Here is an 11,379-nt window from a genome sequence, read left to right on the forward strand (position 1 = left end):
TTATATTCTTCTTATATTCACTAAGTGTAATCTTTAGTAAATTAATAGTTAATCTGGTAAAATAAAAAACCTAACATATATAAAGGGGAGTTTTACTTGAGAACGATGCGACAATTATTACAAAAGAGAGCAATGCAGTCACCAAATTTGGAAGCGCTTGTAGGAGGGAAGAAAAGATATTCGTTTCAGCAATATAATGAACGAGTAAATCAGCTTGCACATTATTTGTTACATAATGGTGTGCAAAGAGGAGATCGTATAGGAATACTATGCAAAAATAATCACCCATTTCCAAGCGTTATGATGGCAAGTTTAAAAATTGGAGCGGTATTTATTCCGCTAAATCATCAGCTTACTGTATATGAATTAGAAACGATTGTAAAAGAAGCGAAATTAAAAGTGTTAGTTATTGATGAAGAATTTAGTGAAGTGTTATTAAATGTTGATGCTGTTAAAGAAATTACTTATGTAATTCAAACGACAAAAGAAGGTTTTGGTTCATTTGAATTAGAGCTGCAAAAACAGCCAACGACAGAACCGAACGTAGAAGTTCATGAAGAAGACGACGCCATTTACTTATTTACTTCAGGAACGACTGGACAGGCGAAAGCATGTGTAATTGGACATAAAAACTTACATCACTATTTTGCTGAAATTGCGGGACAAAGAGAAATCCCAGCAGGTGAACGCTTTTTATCTGTGCATCCATTGTTCCATATGAGTGGCGTGCTTTCTATTTTAAATTGTATTTATCATGGCGTTACGATGATTTTCTTAGCTGATTCGAATCCTACTCTTATTTGGGATAAGATTGAAGAAGAGAAAATTACTACGATGCTTGCGTTCCCTGCTGTTTATAGTTACATGCTTGATGAATTAAATAAAAAAGAACGTAATATTTCAACCTTTAAAGTAGCACAAAGCGGTGGTACAAAAGTGCCAGAAACACTCATTCAAAAATATATGGAAAAAGGAATATATATGGTGCAAGGTTATGGTAGTACAGAAGGTTGGGTTGTAACCTCATGGCATCCAATGATGGGAAAAGAAAAGATGTCTTCTGTAGGAAAGACCTTGAAAAATGTAGAGGTGAAAATTGTTCATCCGGAAACAGGACATGAACTAACAACAAATGAAGTTGGAGAGATTCATGTGAAAAGTCCATACATGTTTAAAGGGTATTGGAATAATGAAAAGGCGACAAAGAAGGTAGTAAAAGATAACTGGTTTAACATGGGCGATGCTGGCATGATAGATGATGATGGATTCCTGCATATTATGGGAAGATATAAAGACGTTATTATACGCGGTGGTGACAACGTATATCCAGATCAAGTAGAAGATGTTATTCATGAAATACATGGTGTTTTAGAAGTTGCAGTAGTTGGAGTTCCAGATGACTTTTGGGGAGAGGTTCCGAGAGCTTACATTGTGAAGGATGGCGAAACAACATTAACAGAAGAAAGTATTATTCAGTATTGTAAGGAGAAGTTAGCAAGTTATAAAATACCAGAAGTATTATTCATAGACGAGTTACCGAAAAACGCTTTAGGAAAAGTGTTGAAGAGGGAATTACGAGATGCGGTTCTTGTGAAATAGAAAATTATAAAACGATGGAGAACCCAGTTATGTATAAGGCATGACTGGGTTTTTATGTATCAAAAACATAATGATTTACTAGATTTTGTATTTTGTGTAAGATAATAAAGAATATTCGAAAAATAATTGAGGGAAGAGATATAAATGAAGCTACCGCTATTACAGGTAGAGACAGAGAGACTGATGATCCGTCCGTTCCAAAATGATGATTATGAAAGTTGGTTAGATCAATTTTCTTATTGATTATAAAAATAAAGAAATGGACAAATAAGGGGAAAGAAAATGAAGACTATAAACGTATTTCATTACGACGCATTTACGAATAAACCAAATAAGGGAAATCCAGCAGGTATTGTATTAGAAGCAGATGGATTAACGGAAGAGGAAATGCAAATTATTGCTGAAAAAGTTGGATATAACGAAACAACTTTTGTTCTTTCCTCAGAAGTAGGAGATATAAGAATGCGCTATTTTACACCTGGTTTTGAAATGGATTTATGTGGTCATGGGACAGTAGGGACGATATATGCCTTGCGCGAAAAAGGTTTATTAGAAGAGAAAAGTAACCTTAGGATTGAAACGAAGGCAGGGATTTTACCGATACAAATAGGTGTAAATGAAAATGGAGAAACCTTTATTAAAATGAGGCAGACAGCACCTCAGTTTAAAGATTTTGCAGGTTCAAAAGAAGAATTAGCTCATAGTATTGGTTTAGAAGTAAATGATTTAGATGTAAGTTTACCGATAGTATATGGAAGTACAGGAAACTGGACTGTAATTGTGCCGATTAAAAATCTAGATGCGTGTGAGAGAATGAAACCTAATAATGCTGCATTTCCATCGGTATTAAAAGAAATACCTAATGCTTCTATTCACCCAATTTGTCTAGAAACTTATGATGAACTAGCACAAATGCATGGCCGTCATTTCTCGTCAGCTTATGCTGGGACGATTGAAGATCCAGTGACAGGAACAGCTTCAGGTGTAATGGGAGCGTATTATGCGGAGTATTTAGAGAAAGATTTTGAACATGAATTGGGTTTAATCGTTGAGCAAGGACAGGAAATAAATAAAGATGGCCGTGTCACTGTTTATGTAACGAAAGGGATAGAAAACGAAAAGTTACAAATAGATATTGCTGGAACAGCGGTGTATGTGAAAGAGTTTGAAGTTTTAATATAAAAAAGAAAGCCCGGCATACATCCGGACTTTCATTATCTGTTCAACACTTCAATATACGAAGCATCTCCGGTTGTTCTTAAAGCAGAGCGAAAATTGTTATTTTCTAGCGTTTTAGCGACTTGTTGTAATTGCTGTGCATCATCATGATGGATAAGTAAGCTGTCAGCACCGCTTTCTTCTATATGAATATGTTCGACGTTTCCAATGGCATCATGTACAGCTTTTAAAAATTCAGGTTTCATGGTGTCCTCCTATATGTATGTAACGTTTTTATTTAGTATTTCCTTATTTTTGAAATATAAAAGTAAATGAAAGGAGAAATAAAATGAATATAAAGAAGTTTAACGAACATATAACATCACTATTTGGAGAGCATCTTCATAAATACGGCGATGATGAATATGGTTTTACTCATATAAGTAAAGATGAATTTCACAAAATCGGTTACACAACAAATTTAACGTTAGAAACTATTGAAGAAGCGTATAGAAATGGAGTCGATATGATAGTTACACATCATGCGCCGTGGAGTTTTTTATTTGGTATGGAAGAGGCTTGTATTGAGAAATTGAAGCAATATGAAATGAATCATTTTTGGGTTCATTTGCCGTTAGATTTTGTAAAGTTTGGCACATGTACATCGTTATTTAACGGAATTGGGATAGATACAATACTGGAATATTCCACGTATGAGGAAGAAGAACTACCGGGAATAGGAGAATATAAAGAAGCGATTCCTTTTTCAAACTTAGTTGGAAAACTTGAAGAAAAAATGGAAGAGAAAGTGAAGAGCTGGAGAAATCACGATAAACCAGTAAAACGGATTGCGATTTTAACCGGTGCAGGAAACAATACAAATTTGATTGAACGTGCATTAGAAAAAGGGTGTGACACGTACATAACAGGTGAAAAAACATTATATACAGTGCAACATGCGAAATTTAAAGGGATTAATTTAATTGTAGGCAGTCATACGTTTACAGAAGTGTTTGGTGTAGAAAGTTTGGCTCATAAGTTAAAAGAAAGAGATAATTCAATAGAAATTACTAGATTAAATGAAGAACATTTGGAGTGAAGAAATTACATCGCATTACCATCAATGGAATGAACTATATGATGGAATATTGAAAGACGCAGTTGCAATGAAATAAAATTATCTTTTGTTATATTAAGATTTTTAGGAGGAATTCCCTTATGTTTGTCAAATAATAGTAAAGTTGTCTTTTGAATTAAGGGAATATTCGGAGTTAAAGGGTGAGAGAATGGATATTTCAATAATCACTGCACAACTAGTTAAGGAGAAAGTGATTTCACATTATCCAAATAGTGTAAAAGTGTTAAACGGGGGAACAACAAGTACTATATATTTGTTAGATGAACAATACGTTGTAAAGTTGAATGAATCGGATGTCATACGTGAAGAAGCTTATTTTCTTCAGTTTTATAAAAAGGATGAATTATTTCCAAAGCTTTTTTATAAGGAACCTTTAAATCGCTATATTGTTTACTCATTCCTTGAGGGCACAAATTCTTGCAAACTAGGCTATAAACGGAGTGTTCTTTGTAAACTTGTAAAAGAAGTTATCAATGAGTATGAAGTAGCTACAGAGATTGATGGCTGGGGATGGAAAGAAAACCTAGTTCAATCTTGGAATGAATTTTTAACGACAAATGTGATGGAAGCTCATGAAAATGTAAGACGTTACATAAGTGAGGAAGCGTATAGAACGGTTTTTAAGTTAGCAAATAGTCCAAGTAGGGGGACTGGAATAAATCAGCCATTTTTATTGCATGGTGATCTTGGATTTCATAATTTTATATTTCAAGAGAATAAACTGCACGGTGTAATTGATCCTTTACCAGTGTTAGGAGATCCTATATATGATTTAATTTATGCGTTCTGTTCAACTCCGGAAGATTTAACAAAAGAAACGATTGGTTATGCGATGAAACAATGTGTATTTCATAAAAATGACCGTGATTTATATGAAGAGATAGTCATAGGATTATATTTGCGTATAGATACATGTTTACGGCACCACCCGAAAGATTTAGAAGATTATTTAGCAGCTTGGCGTTATTGGATGGGTGAGGTTGAGGTGACTTTATAGTACAAATATTTTTAGGGGAGATGGTGAGATGAATGTTGTAGAAGCGAAAAAGGATTTACTGTAATTCCATTATCGGTTACATTTGTCTATTTACTTACTTTTATAAGTTTATTAATTGAACATAAAAAAGCAGCTTAATAAAAATTTAGGGATAGGGGGAATTATGATGAAAAATTACGTTTGTACAACGTGTGGCGTGCAGTATGCAGCGAGTGTAGAAGAACCGGTGAGTTGTCATATTTGTGATGAAGAGAGGCAATATGTGAATCCAAAAGGACAATCTTGGACGACACTAGAAAGCTTACAAATTGGTGATACATATAAAAATGAAATAATCGAAGAGGAAGATGGACTTTATAGTATTACAACAAAACCAGGATTTGCGATCGGTCAAACGGCATTTGTAGTGAAAACAGAGTCATATCGTTTACTGTGGGACTGTATTACGTATTTAGATGAAACGACAATTACGAAAATAAAAGAGCTTGGCGGATTAGATGCGATTGCATTGTCTCATCCTCATTATTATTCAACGCAAGTAGAATGGGCAGAGACATTTGATGTACCAATTTATATACATGAAGATGATAAAGAGTGGGTGATGCGTCCGAGTAGTCGTATTATTTATTGGTCTGGTGAGTCTTTACAATTAGCTGATGGGATTACTGTACATCGTCTTGGAGGACATTTTAGTGGTGGTTCTGTATTGCATTGGGAAGAAGGTAATGATGGAAAAGGGATTTTGTTAACAGGTGATATTATTCAAGTTGTAGCAGATGAGCGGTGGGTAAGCTTCATGTACAGCTATCCAAACTTAATTCCACTACCAGCGAGGAAAGTGGAAGAAATGGTGAATCGAGTGAAGCCGTTACAGTTTAATCGTTTATACAACGCTTTTCATCGAGTAGTAAAAGAAAATGCAAATGAGGCAGTTGAACGTTCTGCTGACAGATATATAAAAGCAATAGAAGGAAAGTTGTTTCATACGTAAAAGGAGAGTAGCTTAATGAAAACGTTAGTATGTTTTGGAGATAGTATTACAGCTGATGAAACATTTTTTGATGGAATGCCGAGATTAACACCACGTTTGCAAGAGATGTTTCCGAATTGGATAGTAGTGAATGCAGGTGTTCCAGGTGATAATACATTCGATGCGTTAAATAGGATTGAAGAAGATGTAATATCATATAAACCAGATTTCGTAACAGTTTTTCTTGGTACGAATGATGCAGTTTCTTTTTCTCAAGTGTCATTACAAGCATACAAAGAAAATTTAGAGAAGATTGTGAACCATATTTCGTCAGGTAAAGTGCTGCTTATTAGCCCTGCGCCAGTTGATGAAGAGAGGCAGCATAATAGAACAAATGAAGTGCTCTGTCAGTATGCAGACGTGGTAGAGGAAGTGGCAAAAGAAACAGGAAGCTATTTTCTAAATTTGTATGCTGAAATGATTCAAGAACTGAATTATAAAAGGTTTGTAGAAAATGATGAAAAAGATGGATTACACTTTGGGCCAGAAGGTTATGAGTATGTAGCGAAGTTAATTGGTGAAAAGTTAAAAGGGATTTTATAAAAAAAGCAAAGCGATATCGCTTTGCTTTTTCGTATTTCTTTCGTAGTCCATAAACTTATTGATTGCTGTAATTTGGACAGATATTTTGCATTTTTATCCCGCATTAACTGCCCGTAAATGCCCGATTGGTGAGGGCTAATAATCAGTGGGGGATGAACAAAAAAACCACTGATTAAAGTTTCACTTTATGTGGGTAAAAGGTTAGTGCTGTTTTAAAGTAATAAAAATTTATATTTCGTAGTTGAAAATTAATAAAGGTGTAACTATAATAGTTGCAGTGAGTTTGTTGTTTTGAGATGTACATATTGAATTACAAGAATGAAGGGAGTTTTTATGTAAATCAAAAAGTTATAAAAATCTATTTATTTTTATAATAAAATAAAATGTTTTTCGGTTCATACACATTATTAAATATGTTATTTCTAATAGAAAAATAGAGGTGGAAAAATGAAAAATTTTAAAGGTATGTTGATATCATCACTTGCAATTACAACTTTTGCTGGGATAGGTACGACATTTGTAACAAATACAGTATATGCTGCTAATGATGATTCTAGTAAAATACAAGTTCGTTCTAATAAGAGTATAAACACAACAACTGGCTCGAGATTGCCTGTATTATCAGTCAATCCTTATGATGAACCTAGATTTTCAAGACAGGGATATCTTGAAGAGGCACCTTTAGGAATTAATGCTCCTTATGCTTGGGGAATTAAAGGAGGAAATGGTCAGGGAGCAACTTTTGTAGATTTAGAAGAAGGCTGGTTATTAAATCATGAAGATTTAGTCGGTCAAAATATTGAATTTATGTCTGGAAAAATGAGTAATAATCTTTCTCACGGTACTTCAGTTCTAGGGGCTGTTTCTGCGGCTGACAATGGGATTGGGAACATTGGGATTGCACCAAGAGCAAAGGCAAAAGTAATTTCAGTAATCCGAGATAATGGGAGAATTGATGTAAGAGATGCTATTTTAAGTGCCGTAGATTCTTTACAGGCTGGAGATGTTTTATTAATAGAAGAATCCTTTAAATATGATGGATATGGAGATGACCCTTTACCAGTAGAAGTATACCCGAGTATATTTAATGCAATTCGCAAAGGTACAGATAAAGGCATTATTATTGTAGAAGCAGCTGGTAATGGTGGGATTGATTTAGATGAATTTAAAGACCGTAATGGTAAGCAGATTTTAAATCGAAATAGTCAAGACTTTAAAGATTCAGGAGCTATTATAGTGGGAGCATCTACTGCAAGAGTTCCTCATAAACGTTTAGCTTTCTCTAACTATGGTAGTAGAATTGATGTATATGGTTGGGGAGAGTATGTTGATACATTAGATACATATCAAAATCAAAATAGTAAAGGACAAAAAGTTACAGATCAGAACATAATTAATCGTTATACTTCTAATTTCCGTGGTACTTCTAGCGCTTCGCCTATAATTGCTGGGGCTGCTGTATCGATTCAAGGGATTGCTAAAGAACATTTAGGTAAGGCATATACACCAAAAGAATTGAGAGCAATTTTAAGTAATCCTAATACAGGCACAAAGACTAATAACCCATCATCTGATAAAATAGGGGTTTTACCAGATTTAAAAGCGATTTTGTCTAACCTTGGTTTTCATAGTGATTTGATTACCAATGATCCTATGGTATTTCCAGATAACGTAGAAAAAAATGAAGGAAAAGAAAATTCAACTTTCGTATTTCCAGGTGAAGAAACAAAAAGAACAGGGGATAAAAATTCAACTGTAACCTTTCCAGAAGAAGATTTAAAACAGGAGGAAAAAGAAGAGGGATTAATTGTTTTTCCTGATTAATAAAAAATACTACCTTCCATTTGGAGGTAGTATTTCTTATTTCGTGTGATTAACAAGAGTGCATGAAATTTGTATTTGTTTATCTTTCATAATGAACTTAACCACAAAATCGAATATTTGACTGTTAATTTACTTTTTCGTCTCAATCAATTACATGAATTAATCTAGAAATGCTTGCTGTAATGCTTTCAGTCCATCGCTGTAAATACCATGAAACAGATTTATTGCCTCTTCATCACTAGCCTCAACAGGAGTGAATGTACCAGACCACTCTACTAACGATGTGTTACTTTCAGTACCTTCTTTAACCTGGATTGTAGATAAATAATTAGTGACTGGGAATGGTGCATTCATGATTGAATACGTGTAGTAGCGCTCTTTATCATTGAATACTTCTAATCGTTCTATAATTGTATCGCCATCTGGGTTAGCTAGATGACGTACACGACCGCCTTCAGTTAATTTACTGCTAGGTATATAAGGTAACCAGTCTGGAAGGGAGTTGAAACCTCCGATTAATTGCCATACTTGTTCAGGTGAAGCAAAAATTTCCATAGATGTAGTAGTATGTGCCATATTCATTACGCTCCTTTTCATCACGGTATTTACGGGTAAATAATTAGTGGGGGATGCTCCCACTGATTAAAGTTATATTATTATTTTACGTTGATTGGTAGTGGTGCATTAGGTGCTACTAATTTTTGTTCGCGCATTTCTTCCCAGAATGCTGCTGGAATTACTGTGTTTAAGGCATTTTGGTCTTCTACAATGCGTTCCGGTTTACTTGCACCAGGAACAACAGCAGCAACTGCTGGATTGGCTAGTGAAAATTGTAGTGCAGCAGCTTTGATGCTGATTTCGTGACGATCTGCAAGAGCTTTGATTTTCTCAACTTTTGCAATAATTTCTGGCGATGCTTTTTGATATTCGAAGTGAGCGCCGCCAGCAAGAATACCTGAGCTATATGGGCCACCAACAACAATATCCATATTATGCTTTACAGCTGCAGGCATTACTCGTTGCAATGCACGTTCGTGGTCTAATAATGAATAGCGACCAGCTAGTAAGGATATATTTGGTTTCGCTTCTTCTAAATCAAGCATAAGTTCAATTGATTCTACTTTGTTTACTCCAAGCCCCCAGCCCTTAATAACTCCTTCTTCACGTAAACGTGTTAGCGCACGGAATGCTCCTGTTCGAGCAATTCCAAATTGTGAAATCCACGCATCACCATAAAAGTCTTGTGCTAAATCATGAATGAAAACAAAGTCTAGACGATCTGTTTTTAAACGTTTCAAACTTTGCTCGATAGAACGAAGTGTTGCGTCTGCGCTATAATCATTGATCATTTTATTTTTGCGACCAAATTCGAAAAGCCCGCCTTTTTCACCTAAATCACGTGCAGATGGATCTTCTAGTTCATCTGAAATCGTTCGACCTACTTTGGTGCTTAAAAAGTAATCATCACGATTTCTCTTTGACAGTGCTTCACCAAGACGGATTTCCGCTAAGCCAGATCCATAAAGTGGAGCTGTATCAAAGTAACGAACGCCATTCTCCCAAGCAGCATCCACTGTAGCGATTGCTTCTTCCTCTGGGATATTACGGTACATATTTCCTAGTGGTGCTGTACCAAACCCGATTTTTTCTTTTAGTAATTTACTCATTATAGATATCCTCCTAAAATGTATTTGAAAAATATTTATTCATTGTGAATGGATGTGAAAATGAAAACATGTCATTTTATCGTCTGACAAAATGTATGAGAAAAATACTCACTTTAAAGTAAAGGTACTAACAGGTAATTTCTAACACTGCATGACTCACTCAACTCTTACAAATGCTATTATGAAATGTATTTTACATAATGAAAAGTACGTACTTTAAAGTGATATAGATACTAAAAAGTAATACAGGTACTTTTTGGTGCCGTACTACTCATCTGCTGTTTACGTATGCTATTATGAAACATGTTTAACAGGGTAAAAAGTACGTACTTTAAGGTGCTATAGATACTTAAAAGTAATATTTAAATATTTTAGCTTATTTGTCTTATAAAATTATTAAAGGAGATTTTTATATGAAAACATACAATATTCCTGTAGAGGCAACTTTAGAGGTTATCGGTGGAAAGTGGAAAGTAGTTATCCTTTGTCATTTAAAGAAAGACAAAAAGAGAACGTGCGAATTAAAACAATTAATGTCTGGTATTACACAAAAGATGTTAACGCAACAATTACGTGAATTAGAAGAAGATGGTGTAATCGAGAGAAAAGTGTATAACCAAGTGCCACCAAAAGTAGAGTACTCTTTAACTGATTACGGTCATTCTTTAGATTCTATACTCGATACTCTTTGTAACTGGGGAGAAAATCATCTTGAAAAGAATGGGAACACATCTATGCTTATAACAGCAGCTGAATAAAGAAAGAAAAAACGAACGAGAATACGTTCGTTTTTTCTTTTTGTATAGAGGGAGATTTTTACGCAGCATAATTACTTTTTTGTAATATAGGTACTTTTTTGTGCTGTAGGAACTAAAATGTGCCGTATAGAAAATTATTTGTTTTTACGCAACAATAGAGAAGAAATTTAGAAAAAAGGAGGGAGATCGTGTGAAACAATACAATATACCGATAGAGGCAACTTTAGAAATTATCGGGGGAAAGTGGAAGGTCGTTATTTTATGTCACTTAACGAAAGGGACGAAGCGAACGAGTGAGTTGCAACGTTTGATTCCTGAAATTTCTGTGAGAATGTTAACGCAGCAACTACGCGAGCTGGAAGAAGATGGTGTGATTACACGTGAAATTTATAAAGAAATTCCCCCTCGAGTAGAATACTCCCTAACCGATTATGGGTGGTCTTTACAGAATGTATTAAATCAATTAACCGCATGGGGAGAACGATGCATAGATAGAAAAAACACAGAAGTTAAGTGAAATCTCTATATGTAATATTGAAAACACCACCTAATGATGAAGTGAACCCCGAAAACGGGACACCAATCAAAACACCTAAACCACTTGTTCCCTAAATTCTTTAGGGGATAGGTGGTTTAATTTTTCTTGAATTCGCACACAATTGTAG

Annotated in this window: 13 protein-coding genes and 2 pseudogenes; 11 read left to right on the plus strand and 4 right to left on the minus strand. The window is 34.7% G+C overall.

Annotated elements, in window-relative coordinates:
• Positions 1 to 105 precede the first annotated feature (105 nt).
• The 3 genes and pseudogenes from ACTFSL_RS10980 (at position 106) to ACTFSL_RS10990 (ending at position 2,781) form a co-directional block, all read left to right on the plus strand.
• A complete protein-coding gene (locus tag ACTFSL_RS10980) occupies positions 106 to 1,599 on the plus strand; it encodes a class I adenylate-forming enzyme family protein (RefSeq protein WP_440041730.1) in 1,494 nt (497 codons plus the stop codon).
• A gap of 144 nt (positions 1,600 to 1,743) precedes the next feature.
• Positions 1,744 to 1,836, plus strand: a pseudogene (locus ACTFSL_RS10985) (GNAT family N-acetyltransferase); the annotation flags it as partial.
• Positions 1,837 to 1,881: 45 nt separating this feature from the next.
• Positions 1,882 to 2,781 (plus strand): PhzF family phenazine biosynthesis isomerase, encoded by a 900-nt coding sequence (locus tag ACTFSL_RS10990; protein ID WP_440041722.1) that lies wholly within the window; start codon positions 1,882 to 1,884, stop codon positions 2,779 to 2,781.
• Positions 2,782 to 2,813: 32 nt separating this feature from the next.
• On the opposite strand, the gene ACTFSL_RS10995 is transcribed toward ACTFSL_RS10990, so the two are convergent.
• On the minus strand, positions 2,814 to 3,023 hold the full coding sequence (locus tag ACTFSL_RS10995; RefSeq protein ID WP_000801653.1) for a hypothetical protein: 210 nt from the start codon (positions 3,021 to 3,023) through the stop codon (positions 2,814 to 2,816).
• An 83-nt stretch (positions 3,024 to 3,106) separates the two neighbouring features.
• Between ACTFSL_RS10995 and ACTFSL_RS11000 the strand changes: the two genes are divergently transcribed.
• The 6 genes and pseudogenes from ACTFSL_RS11000 to ACTFSL_RS11025 all read left to right on the plus strand — a co-directional run bounded on the left by ACTFSL_RS11000 (position 3,107) and on the right by ACTFSL_RS11025 (position 8,289).
• Positions 3,107 to 3,856, plus strand: coding sequence for a Nif3-like dinuclear metal center hexameric protein (locus ACTFSL_RS11000; RefSeq protein ID WP_440041723.1), 750 nt, complete (start codon positions 3,107 to 3,109; stop codon positions 3,854 to 3,856).
• Positions 3,857 to 4,043: 187 nt separating this feature from the next.
• The gene (locus ACTFSL_RS11005; RefSeq protein WP_088338872.1) at positions 4,044 to 4,892 is read left to right on the plus strand and encodes a phosphotransferase; all 849 of its coding nucleotides are present in this window, start codon (positions 4,044 to 4,046) and stop codon (positions 4,890 to 4,892) included.
• Positions 4,893 to 4,934: 42 nt separating this feature from the next.
• Positions 4,935 to 5,030 (plus strand): annotated as a pseudogene (locus ACTFSL_RS11010) (DUF7010 family protein); the annotation flags it as partial.
• A gap of 25 nt (positions 5,031 to 5,055) precedes the next feature.
• On the plus strand, positions 5,056 to 5,883 hold the full coding sequence (locus ACTFSL_RS11015; protein WP_033689015.1) for an MBL fold metallo-hydrolase: 828 nt from the start codon (positions 5,056 to 5,058) through the stop codon (positions 5,881 to 5,883).
• Between the two features lie 15 nt (positions 5,884 to 5,898).
• Positions 5,899 to 6,465 (plus strand): SGNH/GDSL hydrolase family protein, encoded by a 567-nt coding sequence (locus ACTFSL_RS11020; protein WP_000855206.1) that lies wholly within the window; start codon positions 5,899 to 5,901, stop codon positions 6,463 to 6,465.
• A 447-nt stretch (positions 6,466 to 6,912) separates the two neighbouring features.
• Complete coding sequence (locus ACTFSL_RS11025; protein WP_440041725.1) at positions 6,913 to 8,289, plus strand: S8 family peptidase; 1,377 nt, start codon at positions 6,913 to 6,915, stop codon at positions 8,287 to 8,289.
• Between the two features lie 159 nt (positions 8,290 to 8,448).
• On the opposite strand, the gene ACTFSL_RS11030 is transcribed toward ACTFSL_RS11025, so the two are convergent.
• Together ACTFSL_RS11030 and ACTFSL_RS11035 are read right to left on the minus strand one after the other, a co-directional pair.
• Entirely contained in the window at positions 8,449 to 8,865 is a 417-nt protein-coding gene (locus ACTFSL_RS11030) for an SRPBCC family protein (RefSeq protein WP_088338869.1), read from the minus strand.
• Positions 8,866 to 8,945: 80 nt separating this feature from the next.
• The gene (locus tag ACTFSL_RS11035; RefSeq protein WP_400154758.1) at positions 8,946 to 9,956 is read right to left on the minus strand and encodes an aldo/keto reductase; all 1,011 of its coding nucleotides are present in this window, start codon (positions 9,954 to 9,956) and stop codon (positions 8,946 to 8,948) included.
• 413 nt (positions 9,957 to 10,369) lie between these two features.
• Here ACTFSL_RS11035 and ACTFSL_RS11040 point away from each other — a divergent pair, with 413 nt between their 5' ends.
• Both ACTFSL_RS11040 and ACTFSL_RS11045 read left to right on the plus strand, forming a co-directional pair.
• A complete protein-coding gene (locus ACTFSL_RS11040) occupies positions 10,370 to 10,714 on the plus strand; it encodes a winged helix-turn-helix transcriptional regulator (protein WP_000860820.1) in 345 nt (114 codons plus the stop codon).
• Between the two features lie 190 nt (positions 10,715 to 10,904).
• The gene (locus ACTFSL_RS11045) at positions 10,905 to 11,231 is read left to right on the plus strand and encodes a winged helix-turn-helix transcriptional regulator (protein WP_000816339.1); all 327 of its coding nucleotides are present in this window, start codon (positions 10,905 to 10,907) and stop codon (positions 11,229 to 11,231) included.
• Positions 11,232 to 11,306: 75 nt separating this feature from the next.
• Here ACTFSL_RS11045 and ACTFSL_RS11050 read toward each other — a convergent pair.
• Positions 11,307 to 11,379 (minus strand): IS3 family transposase (locus ACTFSL_RS11050; RefSeq protein ID WP_326245104.1); only part of this gene is annotated, 73 nt, incomplete at its 5' end.

This window comes from Bacillus cereus group sp. MYBK108-1 (assembly GCF_051917185.1).
Taxonomy (GTDB): Bacteria; Bacillota; Bacilli; order Bacillales; family Bacillaceae_G; genus Bacillus_A; species Bacillus_A cereus.